The 20,444-nt window shown below is 56.7% G+C and carries 16 protein-coding genes; 6 read left to right on the forward strand and 10 right to left on the reverse strand.

Going from position 1 to position 20,444, the window contains the following annotated elements:
• Window positions 1-3: 3 nt before the first annotated feature.
• The 10 genes from tagH to tssA all read right to left on the reverse strand — a co-directional run bounded on the left by tagH (window position 4) and on the right by tssA (window position 12,329).
• Window positions 4-1,206 carry a type VI secretion system-associated FHA domain protein TagH gene (gene tagH, locus BMY45_RS16525; RefSeq protein ID WP_092399420.1) on the reverse strand — a complete coding sequence of 401 codons (1,203 nt, stop codon included), beginning with the start codon at window positions 1,204-1,206 and terminating at the stop codon, window positions 4-6.
• A gap of 17 nt (window positions 1,207-1,223) precedes the next feature.
• Window positions 1,224-1,364 carry a type VI secretion protein gene (locus BMY45_RS16530; RefSeq protein ID WP_092399422.1) on the reverse strand — a complete coding sequence of 47 codons (141 nt, stop codon included), beginning with the start codon at window positions 1,362-1,364 and terminating at the stop codon, window positions 1,224-1,226.
• Between the two features lie 64 nt (window positions 1,365-1,428).
• Complete coding sequence (locus BMY45_RS16535) at window positions 1,429-2,937, reverse strand: sigma-54 interaction domain-containing protein (RefSeq protein ID WP_092399424.1); 1,509 nt, start codon at window positions 2,935-2,937, stop codon at window positions 1,429-1,431.
• A gap of 8 nt (window positions 2,938-2,945) precedes the next feature.
• On the reverse strand, window positions 2,946-5,531 hold the full coding sequence (gene tssH / locus BMY45_RS16540) for a type VI secretion system ATPase TssH (RefSeq protein WP_092399426.1): 2,586 nt from the start codon (window positions 5,529-5,531) through the stop codon (window positions 2,946-2,948).
• Entirely contained in the window at window positions 5,528-6,550 is a 1,023-nt protein-coding gene (tssG, locus tag BMY45_RS16545) for a type VI secretion system baseplate subunit TssG (protein WP_092399428.1), read from the reverse strand. The genes tssH and tssG overlap by 4 nt, the downstream gene beginning before the upstream one ends.
• On the reverse strand, window positions 6,514-8,301 hold the full coding sequence (tssF, locus tag BMY45_RS16550) for a type VI secretion system baseplate subunit TssF (protein WP_092399430.1): 1,788 nt from the start codon (window positions 8,299-8,301) through the stop codon (window positions 6,514-6,516). Before tssF ends, tssG begins: the two co-directional genes overlap by 37 nt.
• Window positions 8,302-8,307: 6 nt before the next feature.
• Window positions 8,308-8,721 carry a type VI secretion system baseplate subunit TssE gene (gene tssE / locus BMY45_RS16555; protein ID WP_092399432.1) on the reverse strand — a complete coding sequence of 138 codons (414 nt, stop codon included), beginning with the start codon at window positions 8,719-8,721 and terminating at the stop codon, window positions 8,308-8,310.
• A 13-nt stretch (window positions 8,722-8,734) separates the two neighbouring features.
• Window positions 8,735-10,210: a type VI secretion system contractile sheath large subunit gene (tssC, locus tag BMY45_RS16560; RefSeq protein ID WP_092399434.1), complete on the reverse strand. Its 1,476-nt coding sequence runs from the start codon at window positions 10,208-10,210 to the stop codon at window positions 8,735-8,737.
• A gap of 28 nt (window positions 10,211-10,238) precedes the next feature.
• Window positions 10,239-10,742, reverse strand: a complete 504-nt coding sequence (tssB, locus tag BMY45_RS16565) for a type VI secretion system contractile sheath small subunit (RefSeq protein WP_092399436.1) — start codon at window positions 10,740-10,742, stop codon at window positions 10,239-10,241.
• A gap of 30 nt (window positions 10,743-10,772) precedes the next feature.
• Window positions 10,773-12,329 carry a type VI secretion system protein TssA gene (gene tssA, locus BMY45_RS16570; RefSeq protein ID WP_092399438.1) on the reverse strand — a complete coding sequence of 519 codons (1,557 nt, stop codon included), beginning with the start codon at window positions 12,327-12,329 and terminating at the stop codon, window positions 10,773-10,775.
• Between the two features lie 449 nt (window positions 12,330-12,778).
• On the opposite strand from tssA, the gene tssI reads away from it, so the two are divergent.
• The 6 genes from tssI to BMY45_RS16600 all read left to right on the forward strand — a co-directional run bounded on the left by tssI (window position 12,779) and on the right by BMY45_RS16600 (window position 20,431).
• Window positions 12,779-14,848 carry a type VI secretion system tip protein TssI/VgrG gene (gene tssI / locus BMY45_RS16575; RefSeq protein WP_092399440.1) on the forward strand — a complete coding sequence of 690 codons (2,070 nt, stop codon included), beginning with the start codon at window positions 12,779-12,781 and terminating at the stop codon, window positions 14,846-14,848.
• Entirely contained in the window at window positions 14,845-15,696 is an 852-nt protein-coding gene (locus BMY45_RS16580; protein ID WP_092399442.1) for a DUF4123 domain-containing protein, read from the forward strand. The genes tssI and BMY45_RS16580 overlap by 4 nt, the downstream gene beginning before the upstream one ends.
• Window positions 15,693-16,466 (forward strand): hypothetical protein, encoded by a 774-nt coding sequence (locus BMY45_RS16585; protein WP_092399444.1) that lies wholly within the window; start codon window positions 15,693-15,695, stop codon window positions 16,464-16,466. Before BMY45_RS16580 ends, BMY45_RS16585 begins: the two co-directional genes overlap by 4 nt.
• 12 nt (window positions 16,467-16,478) lie before the next feature.
• The gene (locus tag BMY45_RS16590) at window positions 16,479-18,659 is read left to right on the forward strand and encodes a lipase family protein (protein WP_092399446.1); all 2,181 of its coding nucleotides are present in this window, start codon (window positions 16,479-16,481) and stop codon (window positions 18,657-18,659) included.
• Between the two features lie 171 nt (window positions 18,660-18,830).
• Window positions 18,831-19,526: a hypothetical protein gene (locus tag BMY45_RS16595; protein ID WP_092399448.1), complete on the forward strand. Its 696-nt coding sequence runs from the start codon at window positions 18,831-18,833 to the stop codon at window positions 19,524-19,526.
• A complete protein-coding gene (locus BMY45_RS16600) occupies window positions 19,523-20,431 on the forward strand; it encodes a hypothetical protein (protein WP_092399450.1) in 909 nt (302 codons plus the stop codon). The genes BMY45_RS16595 and BMY45_RS16600 overlap by 4 nt, the downstream gene beginning before the upstream one ends.
• The last annotated feature ends 13 nt before the right edge of the window (window positions 20,432-20,444 follow it).

Here is a 20,444-nt window from a genome sequence, read left to right on the forward strand (position 1 = left end):
CCATCATCCGTGGCGATCGTTGTGCAGAGTGGAAATTAAACGAATCTGTTCTTCATAAGCCTGGGCAAAGTCGCGAGCCAACAGACGCTCGGTCCACTCATCGTCCTGGCACAGGGACTGGTGATAGCGGCCGTAAGCCCTCCAGTAGCGGCCCGAGGTATTGACCAGTGGCTTGTCACCCAGCTCCAGACGAAGAATCAATTGCCGGGGTGAAAAATGTTCGAGCGTCGCACGCAAGGTCGCGCGACTGGCACTGAGCAAGGCCACGTGATGGGCCTGTAGATCGCGAAATCCTCGAGCGACGGCTTGTTCGGCCGACAGCTGACCAGGCTTATCCGACCGCAACAGCATCTGCAGCGCGTGATGGCTGTCGTCGGCAAACTTCAACGGGTTCTTCTGCTCGCCCTCGGCGACGGTGTGGGCCAGACGCAGTTCGTTTTTCAACTCCGAACGGATCCGCAGACTCCGCTGCAAACCCTTGACGCTTTGCTTGAGCAGCAGAGCAGCATTGATCGCCAAGGCTTCGCGGGCCTCTCCGTCCAGGCTATTGAGATCCATGCCCAGCGCGCTGCCGAAACGCTCCCAGAAACTATCGTTTGAGGGTTCCAACGCGCCGGACGGTGGGGCCGTGACCGGCTCAGGTGTGGTCACGGCGTCGACCAGTTCCGGCAGCAGCAGGCTTTCCATATCGATACGAGCGTAGTCCGAACGCCCCAGGGTGTCGGACGGGACCGCTGCGGGGTTTATCAGATTATCGATATCAGAAAACAGGTGCTCTCGTTGATCCATGGCCTTCAGCGGGTCTAGATCCAAAAACATGTCGTCAGGGATCAGACTGCCGGCCGGTACCGCACGCTGGGGTTCAGCACGGCTGCTCGCAGGGCCGGAAATCAACCGGGCCCGAATTTCGAAATCGCCCAGGACGTAGGCTTTGCCGTCCTTGATACGTACCGGCTCGTCCTTGGGCAGCCGCACACCACTTTCACTGTCGGTCACGCCGTTGCCACTGATGTCGGTGAGAAAAAACACACCTTCATGGAAACTGATCTGTGCATGACGCTTGGACAGAAATCGCTGCCGGTCGGGAATAACCCAGTCGCAGCCCTCGCCCCGCCCGATCACGCCGCCGGCCGGTCCGAAAGTCTTCTGGCACAACTGCACCGCGACAAACTGCCTGGCGTTCAATACTTCGAAAACAAGTTCCATTGATGAGCTCCTTGTGGTCATTTGCCGCGATTGACCGCCTGCGGATCGCCCAGTGGGCGATAACTGCTGTCATTGAATTTGTAATTGCCGCTGCAACCGCCGAGGCCAAGTAACACCGCCAGGGTCAGCAGGACGGTTTGCCGGGAATAGACAGACATGGAAAAAAATCTCCAGAAGTGAAAGGAGCAGACAGGGATAGGCAGGAGTGAACAAGAGCGAGGGTCATTCATCGAAGTCCCTGCGACAGATCTTCAGGCGCCCAAGGCGATACAGCAGTGTGCGCAGCGGCAAACCGAGTTCGCGGGCGGAAAGCGTCTGGTTACCGGCGTTTTTGCGAAGGCAATCGATCAGCAACTTACGTTCGATTTGCCTCATCCGTTCACGCAAACTTAAGTGGCTTTGGTCTGGAGGAGTTTCGATGTGCAAAGCAAAATGCTCGACCAATAGTTCTGCGCCCTCACACAGCAGCACGGCTCTTTCCACCATGGCTTTGAGTTCACGGATATTTCCGGGAAAACCATATGCAGCCAAGTGGCCCAGCGCCGCGTCGGACCAGCGCACCGGATCTCGTCGCAAGAACGTGCAAGCCTTGTCGGCGAAATGCCGCGCCAGCTCTAGGATGTCTCCGTCGCGCTGACGCAACGCCGGCAACTGGATCGGAAACTGAGCAAGGCGGTAGTACAGGTCCTCGCGGAACTTGCCCTCCTCCATCAACTGTTTCAGGTTGCGATGCGTAGCGGCGATGATGCGCACGTCAATTGTGTGGGTGTCGTTGGACCCCAGCGGACGGACCTCTCCCTCCTGCAACACCCGCAGTAGCTTGGCCTGAAGGGACAACGGCATGTCACCAATTTCATCGAGCAGCAGAGTGCCTCCGTTGGCCGCATCGAACAGCCCTGGGCGGTCCCGATCTGCCCCGGTGAAAGCACCTTTGCGATAGCCGAACAGCTCGCTCTCCAGCAAATGTTCGGGAACTGCCGCGCAGTTCTGGACGATAAACGCCTTGGAGCGCCGCCCACCGCAATCGTGGATCGCCCGAGCCACCACCTCCTTGCCTGTACCGGTCTCACCACACAGCAGGACGGTGTAAGGGCTGTGCAGGACTTTGCTGATCAATGACCAGGTCTGGCGCATTGCCGCGCTGTTGCCGACCAGCCCATAGCCACCTGCGCCGGGCAATTTTGTGGGGACGGGCCGGGTTGGACGGGACACACGCTGTAACTGATGCATCCGGTTTAGGGCGAACACCCCAAGGTCCCCCAGAGGCTCGGCAAACCCATGCAGGTCCATGTGCCGATCGCTAGCGCACAACAACAGACCTTCTACGGTTTCCTGCTGAGTGACGAGAGGCACGCAGAGCAGCGACTGCCACGGAACTGCCCGCGTCGGCAGAAAACTGATTTTGTGCAGACTGCCACTCAATGTGCCAAGACACACCACGCGATTCTGATCCAAGGCGAACTGCAACAGTTGCTCATCGCTGTAATCGGTAGGAAGGCTGCTGCGCTCACGAAACTGCAGTTGGCCTTCCAGGCATTCGGTGTGCATTTCCAGGCGAGAGTGAGTAGCGTCAAACACGTACAACTGCGCCAATTCGCAGCCACTGAGACTCGCCACACCCAGGATGAAATCGGCCGACAATGCAGCATCATCCACCGCCCGCGACAGGCGGGAAAACTGCGCCAGAAGGGCTTCAGCGCAGGCCAGCGGTTGCGCAATCTGCTTGAACATCGTGCCCATCAAGTGAACTCGCAAATTACGCTTGCTTCACCGGTGAGCGTGGCGTGTACGTGTCGCAATTGTTCACCATTCGCCATGGCCGCGAGCAAGCGGTCGGCAACCAGCGGCATTAGTTGTCGGTCAAGCAAATGGTCAATCAGCCGCGCGCCACTGTCGCTGCGGGTACAGCGCTCGACGAATTGATCAACGACGCGCTCGCAATAGCTGAACCTCAGTTGCCGACGAAGCAGCCTCTCCCCCAAGCGATCCAGTTTGATTTCCACCAGCTCGCGCAATACCGGCCCGCTCACCGGGTAGTACGGCACCACACACATGCGCGAAAGCAGTGCCGGTTTGAAATGTTTACTGAGTATCGGGCGAATGGTTGCTTCGAGGTGCTCGACACTCGGTTGCACGCCGTTTTCGCATAGCTCACTGATGAGTTCGCTGGCCAGGTTTGACGTCAGCAGAATCAGGGTGTTACGAAAATCGATCTCTCGCCCTTCCCCGTCATTTGCCAGACCTTTGTCGAATATCTGGTAGAACAGGTTCAGCACATCCGGGTCGGCTTTTTCGACCTCATCAAGCAACAGCACGGAGTAGGGCTTTTGCCGCACCGCCTCCGTAAGCATGCCGCCCTCGCCAAAACCGACATAACCCGGTGGCGCGCCGATCAGCCGCGAGACGGTATGTTTATCCTGGAACTCTGCCATATTGAGCGTGGTAATGAAGCGACTGCCGCCATACAGCAGGTCGGCCATGGCCAGCGCTGTTTCAGTCTTTCCGACCCCGCTCGGTCCCACCAGCAGAAACACGCCCACCGGGGCATCGGATTTGTTCAGACCAGCAGCGGCGGCGCGCATTGCGCGATCAAGTGCCTGCACGGCCTGCTCCTGACCGCGAATGCGAGCGCGCAAGTCAGCAGAAAAACTGGCGACTCTCGCGTTGTGCTCCCTTGCCAGTTGCGCCAGCGGAATCCCCGTCCAGGCGCTGATTACCTCGGCCACCAGTCGCGGGCAAACCTCGAAACTGACTAGGCGCTCTTGAACCTGCGCAGCCATCAACGCACTGTGGGTCTCGTGCAACAACGCTTCCAGGGGTTCGACTCTCAGCGCTTGATCCAACGCCGCTGAGCGCGTACTGGCCAATTGTTGACGCAACGACAGCAGGCGTTCGGCCAGCGTTCGTTGCTCCGTCCAGCGAGCTTCCAGCACCTGACACTCGTCTTGAATTACAATCAGACGTGTCTCTAGGGCCGCCAGTTGCGGAATATCAATCGACAGGCCAGCCTCTGCGTCACGTCGCAACGCCTGGCGCTGCTGCTCGCCTTCGGCCAATTCACCCCGCAATCGCTCAAGGCTTTGCGGTGCAGTAGCCAAGCTGATACGCACTCGAGCGCAGGCAGTGTCCAACACATCGACAGCCTTGTCCGGCAGTTGACGACCGGCCAGATAGCGGGCCGACAAGTGTGCTGCAGCGACCACCGCATCATCTCGCAGGTAGATACCGTGACTGGCCTCATAAACCCTAGCCAGCCCCCGCAAAATCGTCACTGCGTCACCGACGGTAGGTTCGTTCACTCGCACGGGTTGGAAACGCCGGGCCAGAGCCGGATCTTTCTCAAAATATTTTTTGTATTCAGTCCAGGTGGTAGCCGCTATGGTGCAAAGCTCACCTCGCGCCAGGGCTGGCTTGAGCAGGTTGGCCGCATCGGAGCCGCCGGCGTTACCGCCCGCGCCGATCAGCGTATGAGCCTCGTCGATGAACAAGACGATAGGCTTAGGTGAAGTTTTGATCCCGTCGATCACACCTTTGAGGCGTCGCTCAAATTCGCCTTTGATGCTGGCTCCGGCCTGCAGCAACCCCATATCCAACGACAGCACTTCAACGGCTTCGAGTACAGACGGCACTTCCCCGCCGACAATGCGCAAGGCCAGCCCTTCGACAATGGCAGTCTTGCCCACTCCCGCTTCGCCGACCACGATCGGATTGTTCTTGCGGCGACGAACTAGGATATCGATCATTTGCCTGATCTCGTCATCCCGGCAAAGCACCGGGTCGAGATGGCCGTCACGTGCCTGCTGGGTCAGGTTATGAGTGAAGCGCTGCAGCAGGGAATCGTCTGGTGCGATCAATTGATTCGCACTCGGTTGGGCTCCTCGCGACAAGAGCAGCGCCTTTATGCGCCCAGTGTTCATCCGAGCGAGAAATGCCTGATAAGGGCTGTCTGCGTAACGATCCGGATTGCGCAGCAATGCCAGGATCAAAGCGGCTTGCCCGACCTGGCATTGCCCAAGCTCGAGATCGGCCACTCGCAATGCATCTTGTAGCCATTGCACCAACTCAGGTGCGAATACCGGATTATCCGAAGCGCCGTGTTCAATCCGCGGTTGCAGGGCGGCGCTCAGTTCGCTGGCGCTTATCCGGGCATCCAGCAAGGCATGCGTGAGCAGACCCTGCGGGTGCTCCAGCAATCCCAGCAACAGATCTTCCACCAGGACTTTATTGGCGCCACGAGACACGCAGCGCTCGGCAGAACGCTCCAAGTCCCTGCGCGTATCGGCGTCCAACGCCTGAATGAGTTGCTGTAGATCTACGTTGATCATGTCATCCATTCCAAATGAATTTTACTGCCCAGGGTCACTACACCATCGGCGTGTTCTTGCCCCATCCAGCTGGTCCAGCCGAGGCGACAGGTATTCCCTTCACCGATACGCAGTTCACGTATCTCTCGTTGGCGCAGGACCAGACGGATGTCATATTCAAGGGGGGCACGCAGGGTGAAACGCACCAGTGAGCACAACGGCTGATAACCGACTCCAATGGGCAGAAATTCATGGAAACGTTGCCAATCCAGTTCGTGGATATGGATCCGGAACTTGCCGCTGCGATCACGAACCTGCTCTCCCAGGACCAGGTCTGCGCTCAGCAGGCTATTGGAGCTTCCAAGGCGATTGCGTTGCTCATCCGGGATGTCCACACAGCGTTCAACACACTGCTCGATGTTCATCTCGGCGTGCTTGAAGTAGTAACGCAGTACGGCTTCGATCAACGCCGCCGAATGAACCCGCAGACTCAGCAGACCCAGATACGGCAACAAGCGGTTCCAGTTCAGTTGAGTGGACTTGCGGATTTCTTCGCCGCCCAAGCCGATCAGCGCAAATAATTGCTCGGAAAATGGATCGTCGGCACCGCTCAAAAAACTGGCGCAATAGCGGTATTTACGCCAAATCGGCAGCATCAGCCGATGCAGTCGATGATGAAACAGATCAAGGAACTGGCGTGTCGGATTGCCGTTCCCGTCCTCTCCGAGGGCCTGCTCACCATAGAACGCCGGTAGCGGCGAGCCTGTGCCCACCAAACCGATCAGATTCAGACACAAACGAGCCCGTACCTGCCCATGCTCCTCAAAAAACTCCACACGATCGATATCACTCGCAGGGAATGCCAGGCTTGGATTCGCCTGAAACTCCAGACGCTCGTAGAGTTCCTCATCGTTCAAGAACGGGCAGAACTCACGCAGCCGATCAATGACCAGCAGCACGGCCTGAAACAACGAGTACTCACGTATCCCTTGCGTCAGCGCGCTTAGAGAAGCGGCTGCTGACCCATGCGGGGTGTCCATTGATACACCTCTCCCTGAGTGCTGCTCACCCGCAGTTCGTGGTACGAATTGAGGCTGGCGTATAGCGAGAAAAACTCGTTAAGGACCGAGGCGAAAACGAACAAATCGCCTTCGCCGATATACCCTTGTGGATCGATGGTCAGCTCTGTGCGCAAGCCACGAACAGGCAACCCCCGATGCAGGCGATCGACGTGCTGATGTCTGATCGATTTGAGTCCGTCCAGCAGACGCCTGCTGACCTTCTCCGTCTGCTCGTCGTAATAACGCGGGAAATCGTAGGTTTCGAGAATCACCTTGAGGGCGTTCACGTCCGCCAACGACAGATAGTTGAGTGACATGTTGCTGACCAACTTCCAGAGGAAGTCGCGGTTGAGCGGAGGGGCAAAACTCGGAGTGACCGGGCTGATGTTGCGAAAGCTCAGCGATTCAGGGCTGCCTTCACCGGGTTGGTCGATGTCACCCAGACGCAGTTGCTGCGGCAGGTTTCGATTGGTGCACATCAGCTCGATCGACAGGGTCTCATGAGGCTCAGCGTGCCGAACATCAAAGCCCAGGCAGGTGTCCAGGCCGCCGTGCAGCAAGGACAGACGCTGACGGACGCTGTAATAGGGCCGGTGATGGGGCGCTTCGAAGCTTGAGTCGTGTTCAAACGACTCGAACGGCACATAGGGCTGATAACCCAAACCGCCGGGGTTCCAGCCGATGACACTTTCGACAGAAAACACACCGCAGTGCTCCCGGTCATAACTGGCCGGCAGAAGCAGGTACTCATCCTGTTTGCCATCCAGACGGATCGGCTGCGCATCATGGGTGAACAGATTGACGATAGGTGTGCAATAAAGCTTCACGTTATCCAGCGTCGGACGCAGCCGCTGGACACCGCACTTGCCAATATCGAAGCGCAGATCCAGGCCGCGCATCTGCTTGAGGGTCTCTTGCGGTAACGCGCTGAGAACGTCCAGCCCATGGACATCGACGAATAGGAACTTGTCCTGAAAGGCAAAATATTCCTGCAGGTAACGATAGCCGCGAAAGGTATTAAGCGGATAGGGAATCAGGGCCTCTTCTTCGGCAAACCCTACTGGCTGGACACGGTCGGCACCGATCCTGAAGGTTAGGGGCGAGCCATCTCCAATGTTCAAGGGCATGCCAGCGCCATTCAGCGGGATCAGCTCGATGCTTTTGAGGTTGCGCAACAAGTTGAGATAGAGCATCTGGCTGATATAACGCTCACCGGCGAGGTGCAGTCGCAGACTGCTCAGTTGCAACTCACCCAAATGCCCCTCGCACCCCATCTCCAGACGCAGGCTCAATAGCGAACCATCGCCCTGCATCGAGTAGCTCAACCCGGTAAGGTCCAGCGACAGCACTTCGGTCGGGTAACACGTACGGAAACGGCAGCGTACCTCCTGGATCGGCTTGCTCTCGACCGACGTGTCACGCTCCACCCGAATGGCAGGGCCGGATCGCTGGAGCGGATCGAACTGCAATATGCTGAACCCCGGTAAGGGCCGCATGTAGTTTGGCCACAACAGGTGCATCAGCGAATGGCTCAGTTCCGGCAGTTCGTCATCGAGCTTCTGGCGCAAGCGCCCTGTCAGAAAGGCGAACCCTTCCAACAACCGCTCCACGTCCGGGTCACGCCCGGCGTGCCCCAGGAATGGCGCCAATGCCGGGTTGCGCTCAGCAAAACGCCTGCCCAGTTGGCGAAGTGCGGTCAGCTCGCTCTGGTAGTAATGGTTGAACGACATCGATAGCTATCCTTGGCTGACCTTGATTTGGCCGCGACCGTCCAGGCACGCGGTAAAACTCACTTGCTGCTTGCCACCGTCCATAACCAGCAAAGCGTCGATATTGAAGGACAGCCGAAGCTGATCAGCGCTACTTGGCACTGACGCAACACAAACACTACTGAGACGTGGCTCGTAGGACTCGATGAGCGCCTTGATCGCCGTACGGGCTTGGCTCCGGGCATCGTGAGGACTCAAGCGCATGTCATTGAGATCCGGCATTCCATAATCGGGAGACGTCCGCACGCTACCCACACGGGTGCTGAGCATCTTGGCCAGATGTGCAGCCACAGAAGCCATAGCGCAGACATCGCGACTCAAACCTGAACGTTTTTCAGCATCGCCGTTCAAGCGCTCGAAAAGACTGCCATATCCAGCCATAGACGACGCCCGCTTATGCCTTATCCAACTTGCCAACCAACGAGAGGGTGAAATCGGCCCCCATATATTTAAAGTGCGGGCGCACGTTCAAGCTGACGCGATACCAGCCCGGCTCGCCGTCCACATCGCTGACAGTGATCTGGGCAGCACGCAGTGGACGACGACCACGAACCTCGGCGCTTGGGTTTTCCTGGTCGGCGACGTACTGGCGGATCCACTTGTTCAATTCCAGCTCAAGGTCGGTGCGCTCTTTCCACGAACCGAGTTGCTCCCGCTGCAACACTTTCAAGTAGTGAGCCAAGCGGTTGACGATCATCATGTACGGTAGTTGGGTGCCAAGCTTGTAGTTGAGCTCTGCATGCTTGTCCTCGGCGCTGATCCCAAAGTACTTGGGCTTCTGCACGGAGCTGGCGGAGAAGAATGCGGCGTTATCACTCCCTTTGCGCATGGTCAGGGAAATGAAGCCCTCCTCCGCCAACTCGTATTCGCGGCGGTCGGAAACCAGCACCTCGGTGGGAATCTTGGTTTCAATTTCGCCCATGCTTTCGAAGTGGTGCAGCGGCAGATCCTCGACCGCCCCTCCACTTTGAGGACCCACGATGTTCGGGCACCAGCGGAATTTGGCAAAACTGTCGGTCAGGCGAGTGCCGAATGCGTACGCAGTGTTACCCCACAGGTAGTGCTCGTGGCTATTGGTTACGGTCTCCTTGTACACAAATGACTTGACCGGGTTTTCTTCCGGGTCATATGGATTGCGCAACAGGAAGCGCGGCACGGTCAGGCCGATGTAACGAGCGTCTTCCGACTGGCGGAAGCTCTGCCACTTAGCGAATTGCGGACCTTCAAAGTGGTCTTTCAGATCCTTCAGGTCCGGCAAGCCGGAGAAGCTTTCCAGACCGAAGAACCTTGGGCCGGCGGCGGCAATGAACGGCGCATGGGACATGCTAGCGACGCTGGACACGTGCTGCATCAACTTCACATCTGGTGAGCTCGGGGACATGTAGTAGTTGGCGATGATTGCGCCCACCGGCTGGCCACCGAACTGGCCGTATTCCGCAGTATAGATGTGCTTGTACAACCCCGACTGCATCACCTCCGGCGAATCTTCGAAATCGTCCAACAGATCATTCTTGGAAACGTTGAGGATCTCGATTTTGATGTTTTCACGGAAGTTGGTGCGCTCGACCAGCAACTGCAAACCGCGCCACGCCGACTCCAGCGCCTGAAACGCCGGGTGATGAAGAATCTCGTCCATCTGCTGGCTTAGCTTGGCATCGATCTCGGCGATCATGCGGTCAACCATGACTTTCTTGACCGGCTCGCCACTGTTTTGCGGCTTGAGTAGTTCTTCGATGAACGCCGACACACCACGCTTGGCTATGTCGTAGGCTTCGTCATCCGGGGTCAGGCGGGTTTCGGCGATGATACTGTCGAGAATGCTGTATCCGCCGTATTCACTGTTCTTTTGCTGCGCTGCTCGGGTGTTCATAGTGGAGGCTTCCTTGACTGATAGGGACTCAGGATTGCTTGGCTTCGGCGCTCAGGCCCAGCTCACCCAGTACACGTGCACGCGATTCGTCGTCGGCGAGTACGCCTTCAATGGCTTTGCGGAACGCAGGTGCGTTGCCCAGGGGGCCTTTGAGGGCCATCAGCGCGTCGCGCAACTCCATCAGCCTCCGCAGCTCAGGCACTTGATCGACTAGGTTGGCTGGGTTGAAGTCCTTCATCGAATTGACGCGCAGATGCATGGACAGCTCTTCTGTCCCACTCTCGGTCTGCAAACGATTTGGCACGCTCAGCGTCAGGCTCAACTCTTGTTTAGCCAGCACCTCGTCGAAGGTCATCTTGTCGATACTGATCGGTTTGCGATCCTCAACCTTGCGTTCGTCCTTGCGGCGGGTGTAGTCACCGATTGCCAACAACTTCAGCGGCAACTCGATCTCTTCCTGAGCTCCGCCGGTAGCGGGTTTGAAGGTGACGTTGATGCGTTCCTTTGGGGCAACCGAGCCTTCTTTGGCCATGACTTTCTCCTAACGATTGAGGCCTAGGGCCTATTCAATGACCCGTTCGAGGTCGAGGTGACACAACCTGCGGTAGGTCTCTTCCTTGCGCTCGCGCACTGCATGGTTTTGGGGCAGCAGCTCACAGCAGTTGTGCAACAGATGCAGCACCTGCAACACGAGATCGGGCTCCCAGGCATTCAAGTCCGAGTTCTGCAGCGTCTGATCGAGGGCTTCAAGCTGGACCTTGGCAAGTTCGTATTTCCTGGCCGAGAAACACAAACGAGCCATCGCAAAACGCCAGCAGAACCGCTCGCGCGCACCGTGAGCGTTCTGCATACCTTGTTTGAGCATCTGGATGGCGGGTTTCAGGCCCCCCTGACGCAGGACCAACTGAGCCTCCTCCAGAGCCAGCTCCCAAAGCATCTGATTGCGGGTGACATCAGCTTTGGGCTGGAGGGTGTGGTTTTGTAGATGAGGCATGACCTGGGCAGCAATCCAGGCTCGGGTAGCCGGATCGGCGAACGGCGCGCCGTCATGCCAACGAAGATCGATAATCCCCGCTAGCCGTTGAATGAACAATGCGAATTGGATTTCCACTTCACGCATGGCCAGCTCAGCGTTCAAGCCTTGCAGGCACTCCCATGCGAGTCGCTGGCCGTCGAACCAAAACGGGGACTTCGCCAGGCTACCTTCAATCTCCAACAACAGATCCGCAAAATGGCCTTGTTGGAGATTGTCCTGATAACTTTTGAGTTTGTCCGTAGGCAGCCCGCGTAGAGACGTAATCTGCTCAGCGTTGCGCTCGGGTAAAGCGTCGATGGGCAGCCAAATCAGCGTGCGATTCAGACGAAGAGCGCGAACGTCGGTCGCTTTCTGTTTGAGCCACCAGGTGCACAACATACGAGCGCCTTCCTGCTGCACTCGTAGGGCCTTCTGGGCCTCTTTTTCGTTCTCTATCACGACACCGACTGCGAGCAACTGTGTTGCCGCTTGCTCCACCTTAACCGCTACATCCCCAACCACGCCGGATTGTGGTCGATTGTCAGAAACGCGCCGGATCATATTTCTAAGTCGCCGACACAGCGGCAACAACAACGGTGCTTCATCGCCCAAGTGAGCGGTGCAAGCGGCGTCAAGGCCTTCCAGTTGCTCCACCAGATGTCGGAACAACGTCAGTTGGTCCCCAATCGCGATGTCATCCACCATCACCTGCTCCAGGCGAGACACCAACCAATTGATGCTCGCAGCGCGGGTTCGGGCCTTGGCCGGGTAGATCTCGGTCCAATGGTTTTTACACAGGTATTGCAGGACACAAAGGCCGGCAAGCAACCCCTGTAGAGATTCACGCTGATACAACGCCCATGTCAGCCAGGCGGCTACGCGCAGATCCTTCGACTGGGTTCGCAACAGGGCTTCACTGTGTTCAAGTACTTTCAGCCAATCGACCTGACCGCCTTGATGCATCGACTGGGATTTACCCAGCTCGCTTTCCAACGCTTCGTATTCATTAGAAAAACGCACGTCCGCACCGGCGAAACTCTCTGCAGACACAGGAGACTCGGCGAGAGCCAGATAATGGGCGGGCAGTTTTCCGGAATACGGCATTCACGTCTCGATTCAGGGAATTCAGTTAGGGAGGTAAAGTAGTTAGGGCAGCATGGTTATTTAAGATCAGCATTCGATTTCACTTCTAGGATTTTCACCCAATACAATCGAGCCCCTCCAACACAAACTCTTACATCGTTCTCCAATCACTCGAATGCCGCAAAGAATGCCAAAATACGGAACACAAAAAAGTAGGAATTTTCTCCTTTCGCAAGAGAATAAGAACAAATCGAACGATCGGAATTTTCCTCCTCCACCACCACATTTGCCTACGAAAACATGCCGCCCAGTCAACTTTTAAGTTACTTCAAATAGTTTCTGGACGCCGATGCATTTATCTCGAAGAAATTTCCTACAACCTTTTCTTTTTTTAAGCTTCAGACCTTGTCGGGCATCAGGGGCTGCTTCAATGAAACAAGGAGCCGAAGCCATTACCCAAGGATGAACTGATGCACTCCACTACTGAGTTATCCAATTTTCACCTCTCGATCCCTGACCTCGACCATGATCTACAGGTCTTGGCCTTCAATGGTTATGAAGCCGTTAGTACGGCTTATTCTTTCGATATTGACCTCGTCAGCGAGCGAAAGAATATGGACCTTGAACATTTATTAAATAAACGAGCGTTTCTTGCATTAAACAAACAGGGTCGCGGTGTACATGGACTAATTTATCGCGTTGTACAAAGTGAGTTCGGGGAGCGCCTGGCTCATTACACGATCAGGTTGGTTCCGCGACTGGCTTATTTGCAGCACCGTACTAATCAACGGATTTTCCAACACATAAATGTCCCGCAAATCATCTCGTCAATCTTAAAAGAACATGGCATTCTCGCGGACGCTCATAGCTTCCAATTAAACTCCAACTATCCGCCACGTGATTACTGCGTGCAGTACCACGAGTCTGACTTACACTTCATTGAGCGTCTGTGTCACGAAGAAGGCTTGCATTATCACTTCCAGCACAGTGCATCGGACCATCGTTTGGTATTTGGCGATGATCAAACGGTGTTTCGCCGGCTGGAACGGTCCATTGTGTATAGGCACGAAAGGGACCTGGTTAACGACGAACCGGTCATCCAGCGTTTTGATCTTCGATTGGAGATACGACCCAGCAGGGTCACTCGTCGTAATTACGATTTCAGGAAGGCGGCATTTCCTTTGGAGAACGGCTGTCATCCAGACAGCGACAGCATCTGGCCAGACTTGGAAGACTACGATTACCCCGCCGATTTTGCTCAGGACAAACGCGGTAGGTTACTGAGTCGGCGAGCCTTGGAACGGCATCGTGCCGACTACCGCCAGGCTGAAGGTAAAAGTAATCAACCGGAGCTGGCGACGGGACACTTCCTGGCATTGAACGGGCACCCTCGCCAGGAATGGAATGATCTTTGGCTGCTGACCGAAGTGCATCATCAAGGCAGGCAACCGCAAGTGTTGGAAGAAAACCTCACCTACACCCCCTCCGCGAATGAAGGCGACTTCTATCAGGGTTACCGCAATCGTTTCATTGCCACACCTTGGGATGCAACCTACCGTTCGCAGCGGGTTCATCAGAAACCACACATATCGGGCAGCCAGACCGCCATAGTCACTGGTCCTGAAGGCGAAGACATCCATTGCGACCCCTATGGTCGCGTCAAGGTCAAGTTTTTCTGGGATCGCGCAGGTCATCTCAATGACCGTAGCAGTTGTTGGTTACGAGTTGCGTCCAGTTGGGCCGGCAACGGCTACGGAGGTGTCACGATTCCAAGGGTGGGCATGGAGGTGCTGGTGACCTTTATGGAGGGCGACCCCGACAAGCCTTTGATCAGTGGATGCCTGACCAACAGCGTCAACCCTTTGCCCTACCCGCTGCCTGCACACAAGACCCGCACGGTGTTTCGCTCTCGCAGCTCGCCAGGCAACAAGGGCTTCAATGAGTTGCATCTGGAAGACCGCGTGGGTCAGGAGCTGATCTCCCTGCATGCCCAGCGCGATATGGAGCAGAAGGTTGAGAACGACAGTCGTCTGGAGGTTGGCAACGAACGACGAGAGATTATCAAGGGCAACAGCACCACGGTACTGCAAGCCGGCGAGCATCGAACGACGGCTGCCGATCGCGTAAACCTGATTGGAGGCAACGATTATCTGCGTGTCGCCAACCGGCACACGAGCGTTGAACAAACACTGGTCGTTGAGGCCGGACAGCAAGTCCATATCAAGGCAGGCGCCCATGTGGTTCTCCAGGCAGGCGCAACCCTCAGTTTGAATGCCGGTGGCCAACATCTGGTGATCGACCACAGCGGTATCCATAGCAGCAGTGAAATCCAGATCGGTGGATCACCACTGTCCGGTGCCACCGCCCCGTCATTCAAGCCCGGATTAGCACCCTCCCTGGCAACGTTACCGGATCAGCTCCCGCTGCTTGCGCCTACTCAACGCGCCCTGATGGCGACCAGTAAAGCCTTGGGGTCCGACTTTTGCCCTATCTGCGAGGCCTGCCGGGAGCGTATCTGCCCAATGGAAGCCGCTGCATGACTCATTCGCGCCCTTATCAATGGTTACTCACACACCAGAATCTCGGCCACAGTTTATGTCTCGTTCTGGACTCCGAAAATGAGCGCCAGATACGCCAGACGTTGCTAAAGAACAGCCGTCCTCACCAGTACCTCAGTGTCTATGGGCAAACGTTGGTCGCAGATCTCTTTGATGCGGGGCCGTTTGTCTTCACCGTCGATCCCGGCGACAAAAATATCAACGAGTTACTCATGCGCCCGGACAGTGACTGGGGGTGGTTTGCCAGCGTTCCCAAAGGGCACATGCCCATGTTTGTGGAACACTGGCGTAAACGGTTGATCATCGGAGATCGCCCGCATCAGGCACTGTATCGCTTTCAGGACAATCGAGTACTGGCCAAGGCGCTCAGGCATCTGCCCGTTGAAGCCTACCCGGGCTATCTCGGGCCGGCGATCAGCGTGTGCTATTGGCAGGGCGCCAGTTGGGAATGCACGGATAACCCGGCGCCGGGCACTACTGCGGTGCCTGATTTTCCTCTTTGGCTACAGCTACCACTTGCTCAACAGCAAGCGATGAAAACTCGCCTGATCAATGCCCATCGCTTTTTGTTGGCCGAACATCTCCAGGCCTACGCTCAGCTCGCCGAGCAACAGGATCCGCAGACATGGTTGCGCGCCACGCTTGAACAAGCCGAGGAATGGAATTGGCTGGCGCCCGACCCTCTGGCGTTTTTGCTCACCCATCGCCTGCAAGCACCCACCCAGGAGCTGGCGCCGCACTGGCAAGCGCGCCCAGGTGAAAATCCCGATGAACACTTTGAACGAGTGCGCTTGGCGGCGCAGGTTTGGCAAGGAGGTGCGCCGCAATGAACGATCACCTGCGGATGATGAACCTTGGCCTATGCCTGGCGATAACGGCCGGTTGCGCCCAGGAACAGGTGAATACCTTCATCTTTACCGCTGACTTGCCGCCCGACTTTGCCTACGTTGCGGTGGTGTACTACTCCCCCGCCAGGGGTGAGAGCTGCACCGTCGAGAAAAGGGACAACAAAGCCCCCGTGTTTAACAGAGAGTGGCGAAAGGAATACATACCTGACTCCCGGATCACTATTCGAACCACCCGTAAGGGCTGTCCGCTGGTGATCAATCGCATCAAACTCACAATCAACTCCGCCTATGGCAAAGGCTGGAGCGATATGAGCCATGACACAGCCAACGTCGTTATTCGCGATGAGCTGGAAGACACATACAAGGGCACTTTCAACCCAGCGGGAGAAAGCCTCTTTTATGGTCAGTGCCAATGGTTTTTCCGTACCTCAGGAAAGCCGCGCCTTCTCAGAAAAATCCTCGATTGTAAAAAAACCAACCCACTCGGCGAATCTGGACACGGGCATCCTTTCGCCGCGTACACCCTCGAACAGCTACCAGGCAAGACCGTGAAGATGAAAATTTCCCTGGCGCCGGAGGAGGAACCCTACTTCACCGGTAAATGGGTGAAGTTCAAGAGCGGATATAAACGCTGTATGGGCCAGGGCTTTGAAGATCAACATGCTTTTTGTCACGGCAATTTTAAAGACTTCAGCACATTCCAACTACCCGACGGCCGTATCTGCTCCGTCTACCCTGGATGCATCGAATAAGGAAAGGATTCAATGGCAGTTTTAGATAAGGAAATGATGTCTTCGTTAGGTGGAAGAATGGTCTCTTGCCCCCGACAAGACCAGTGGACCACTTTTCAACTCACTGACGAGTTCGGTTCAGGCGAACCGTATGCGGGACTGGCCTATACAGCGATTGATGCCGAAGGGCTTGAATATCACGGCCGGCTAGGCATTGATGGGGCGGGGAAAGTGGCTAACCATTGTGCAGGGCCCATTGCCCTTGCGTTTACTGATCTTTATCAAGGCAACGACGCAGGGTACAACCAGCTGATTAGCAGGAAGCATTACCCCCTAAAAATCACCGAACTGCAAGTTCGCGCCGAACAAACACGCTTCCTGAACAGCAACGCCGCCCGCACCCGAGAAAAACCCGCGCAAACCGGCACCGATGAATTTTTCCAGGTGGAAGTGCGCCATCTGGTCCAACATGTCACGCATCTACCGCCAGAGGTGAACCGTCATTACCCCCTCGGTCCGGGCCCCGCAAGACTCATGGGCAAACATGGCAAGTTCGGTGTTGCCTTGATGCCCCAAAGGCACACCGTGCTGGAGGTACGCCCACTGCGGGCGTTGCGGCCCATGCTGTCCACCGCTCCCGAGTTCTGCGCGCTCAACTTATACCAACTGGCGCTCATGTCGACCCTGACCTATTGTCCCTTCGGCCAGACACCTGACAAATCGCCGATAGAAACACCGGTAAGTTTCACCCAACAGCCGAGCGTGGGTAATTGGTTCGCGGATGCATTGGCTAAATTCGAAGAGATCTGGAAGCTCTATCCAGAGCAAACAGAACCTGACTTCTACCCTCTGTACGAGGACGTGCCCTACTCCAAGCGCCTGGAGATCGTTCCGTTCGACCCAACTCTTTACGCGGCCAACGATCCAGAGTCAGGTGAACATCAGGAACATCCCGCCAACATTCATTTTTTCGACGACACCGACAAGCAAGACAGCACGGACACTCAAGCCTTCATCACCCACAACGACGAATTGATCCTGATTGCAGTGCGTGGAACCCAGCAATTCGCCGACGGCCTGCGCGACGCCGATGCGCTCCAAGTGCCTTTTGAAGAAGGTGCCGGCCAGGTGCATCAAGGTTTCTATAGAGCCGCCAAACACGCCGCGACCTTCGTAACGAGCTATCTGGACAGATTCTACGCAGGGCAAAAACTGCTGATCTGCGGCCACAGCCTAGGAGGCGCAGTGGCGTTATTGCTTTGTGAGATGCTGCGTCGTAGACATGAAAGCTACAACCTCCAGCTCTATACCTACGGCGCACCCCGTGCCGCTGATTCCACGTTCATAAAAAACGCCGAGCCTCTGGTGCACTATCGCATGGTCAACCACAACGACCCGGTACCCAGTTTGCCAGGCAGTTGGATGAACACCAGAGTAGGTATATATGGCGCCGGCACGGCACTGATGTTCACCAACGTGCCGCTCGGCCTGTCGGTGTTTGTGGCGGGCATAACCAACTGGACGGGCGAGGCCTACGAACACCACGGTGTCTTGCAACATTTCTTGCCGGTGGAACTCGGTCGCCGGGAGAAATCCTCGATTCTTTGGACCCCCAGTTGCGACACCATTACTCAACACGCCGCCTGCGAAATAGCCCTTCACCATAAGCGCGGCTTGCCGGATCGTGCTTCATTCCTGTCTCAACTCTTCGACGTTAGAAACCATTTCATGGTCCCCAGCTATATCCCCGCTTGTTGGGCTACCTTGCGCCGCTGGCAGCAAGCACAGGCTACTGGAGACACCTTAGTGACAAAGCTCGAATATGAATGGGTAAGTAGTGCACTGGAACGGATTACCCAGCAGTTACGTGAAGAAAACCGTAACCTGGCGGCACGATCGGCACCAAATAGGCGTAGCGAGAAACCCGTTAATGTTGCACTTGCCCGCGAGATCGAGAAGATACACACCACACGCGCTCGTCTAGCCACACTGCGTACCGCGTCGGTCAACGAAAAAGACGTTTATGGAAGCTTGTCAGGGCAACCCGAACGATTGGCGCAAAGTTTAGCCCGGTGGCACGAACATCCACAGAACAGCGTCGCCGTGCAACTGGCCATGGCTCCGAGTGAGGAGATCGATATCGAATTAATCAGAGGTGCTCACGGGTACTCCGTCGGTAAGCATTACCCGCTGGACGTTGATTCGATCATTTGACCCAAGCGTTCTGGCTCGCGTCGCGGACACCGAGTGTCCGCGGGGTTGCAGCATCACTTCCTAGCCCGAGCTGTAACACAGCTGAAAAAAAATATATCAATATGCCACTATAGTCCTGCCCGATGCTGCCGACACAGGCAGCATCGTTTTTAAATCATAAGGACTTGATGCATGTCTTTTCACACCTTCCGCACCCTCGCTGCACTGACGTTACTCGCCTGCCTCACGCTCACCGGCTGCGCCCACGTTCAACCTCCCGTACCGCTGGACCATCAGTTCTGGGATGCCAAGGAGCCAACCATCGGTGTGGCAATTACCGTAGTGCCCGAGCCTGTGCTGGCGCTGACCGGCAATCAGGGCCTTCTGGATTTGGCTATCAACAAGGGCGTTAACAGTTCGCTCAGCGACAATGTCGAGAAATGGCAAGTCAACGACCTCAACACGCTGCCGGATGCCATTGTCGCCAAGTTGCAGGCCAAGGGTTACAAGGCCAAGCGTATCGACGAGCCGGTGGACCTGAAGGTCTATAAGGAAGTCAGTTTCCGCGAAGGCTACACGGTCCGCGACCTGACGCCGCTGAAGGCGACTTACGGGGTGGATCGCCTGTTGTTGGTCAACATTCTGGCTACCGGCGCCACTCGCAGCTATTACAGCGTCGTGCCGACCAGCGTGCCGATGGCGCAGGTGGGCGGGCAAGGCATGGTGGTTGATCTGGCCGACAACAAGCTGCTGTGGTTCAAACCTTTTGCCGTCGTGCAGGCCGCTCAGGGTGAGTGGGACGAGCCTAACTACGCCAATTTGACCAACGCGTTCTACCAGGCGATGGATACCAGCCGCCAGCAAATGATCACCCCGTTCGAACAATGAAACGGGCGCTGATCGCGGCCGGCACGCTGGCCCTGCTGGTGCTGGCCGGTTGTGCGCAAAAGCCTGCGCCGCCGGCCGGTTTCAAGTCGCAAGATGCGGTGACCTACGTCCAGGCCCATGGGCTCAAAGTGGATGTACAACTGCCGCCGGCCTTTGTGGGGGCCAGCACTGTGGTCGACGCCAAGGCCGCGCAGCAGGCCGCGTCGTCGAGCCATAATCTGATCGCCAGTTCCGGCAACACTGCCGGGCTTGCCGGTTTGCTGGTCGCCAGCCTGATCAATACTCAGATGGGCAGCGGCAGCTTGCAGCGGGATGCGGAAACCGCCGCCGCCAAGGAGTCGCGCCCGCTGGCCGACCTGTTGGCTGGCGTGCCGTTGCAGGAACGTCTGCAACAGCGTTTCCAGCAGGCGTCGCTGGCGGCCGGCCTCAAGCAGGGAGCGGGGCCCGTAACCGCGCGCCTGCTGGTCGAACCTAAACTGATGCTCACTCCTGATCGCGGTAGTTTCGTGCTGATCAATCAGGTGCAGGTTCAGGATATTGCGGGTTCGGCGCTGTACCGCATGCGCATTGAAGTCACCAGCCAGCCGATTCGGCGCTGCGGCAAACGCTGCATCGACGATGGCAGCCTGGATCTGACGCAAGTCACGGCGGTGCTGGACGAGTGCATCGATGAGTCGATGCGCGTGCTGACCACTGACCTGATGCTGCCGACCCCACCGCCAGCCGCCCAGGAAACCTTGCGTTATGTGCTCGATGGTCAGCGCGTGGTCGAACGCGGATATCAATTGGCCCACAACGGCAGTTACTGGCGTTATCGCAACCTCTACGGCGCGGTGAAATCAGTGCCGGTGCCGTTCGAGGATGCGCTGACAGAGGCGCAGTTGCAGAAGGTATACGGGCGTTAATCTGGGCTGCGCC

Origin of the sequence: Pseudomonas sp. NFACC39-1 (genome assembly GCF_900110355.1) — a bacterium.
Taxonomy (GTDB): Bacteria; Pseudomonadota; Gammaproteobacteria; order Pseudomonadales; family Pseudomonadaceae; genus Aquipseudomonas; species Aquipseudomonas tehranensis.

What these genes read in the sequence shown, in the direction of transcription:
- tagH (WP_092399420.1), bottom strand. Translation starts at nt 1,206, where the DNA reads ATGGAACTTGTTTTCGAAGTATTGAACGCCAGGCAGTTTGTCGCGGTG.
- BMY45_RS16530 (WP_092399422.1), bottom strand. Translation starts at nt 1,364, where the DNA reads ATGTCTGTCTATTCCCGGCAAACCGTCCTGCTGACCCTGGCGGTGTTA.
- BMY45_RS16535 (WP_092399424.1), bottom strand. Translation starts at nt 2,937, where the DNA reads ATGTTCAAGCAGATTGCGCAACCGCTGGCCTGCGCTGAAGCCCTTCTG.
- tssH (WP_092399426.1), bottom strand. Translation starts at nt 5,531, where the DNA reads ATGATCAACGTAGATCTACAGCAACTCATTCAGGCGTTGGACGCCGAT.
- tssG (WP_092399428.1), bottom strand. Translation starts at nt 6,550, where the DNA reads ATGGACACCCCGCATGGGTCAGCAGCCGCTTCTCTAAGCGCGCTGACG.
- tssF (WP_092399430.1), bottom strand. Translation starts at nt 8,301, where the DNA reads ATGTCGTTCAACCATTACTACCAGAGCGAGCTGACCGCACTTCGCCAA.
- tssE (WP_092399432.1), bottom strand. Translation starts at nt 8,721, where the DNA reads ATGGCTGGATATGGCAGTCTTTTCGAGCGCTTGAACGGCGATGCTGAA.
- tssC (WP_092399434.1), bottom strand. Translation starts at nt 10,210, where the DNA reads ATGAACACCCGAGCAGCGCAGCAAAAGAACAGTGAATACGGCGGATAC.
- tssB (WP_092399436.1), bottom strand. Translation starts at nt 10,742, where the DNA reads ATGGCCAAAGAAGGCTCGGTTGCCCCAAAGGAACGCATCAACGTCACC.
- tssA (WP_092399438.1), bottom strand. Translation starts at nt 12,329, where the DNA reads ATGCCGTATTCCGGAAAACTGCCCGCCCATTATCTGGCTCTCGCCGAG.
- tssI (WP_092399440.1), top strand. Translation starts at nt 12,779, where the DNA reads ATGCACTCCACTACTGAGTTATCCAATTTTCACCTCTCGATCCCTGAC.
- BMY45_RS16580 (WP_092399442.1), top strand. Translation starts at nt 14,845, where the DNA reads ATGACTCATTCGCGCCCTTATCAATGGTTACTCACACACCAGAATCTC.
- BMY45_RS16585 (WP_092399444.1), top strand. Translation starts at nt 15,693, where the DNA reads ATGAACGATCACCTGCGGATGATGAACCTTGGCCTATGCCTGGCGATA.
- BMY45_RS16590 (WP_092399446.1), top strand. Translation starts at nt 16,479, where the DNA reads ATGGCAGTTTTAGATAAGGAAATGATGTCTTCGTTAGGTGGAAGAATG.
- BMY45_RS16595 (WP_092399448.1), top strand. Translation starts at nt 18,831, where the DNA reads ATGTCTTTTCACACCTTCCGCACCCTCGCTGCACTGACGTTACTCGCC.
- BMY45_RS16600 (WP_092399450.1), top strand. Translation starts at nt 19,523, where the DNA reads ATGAAACGGGCGCTGATCGCGGCCGGCACGCTGGCCCTGCTGGTGCTG.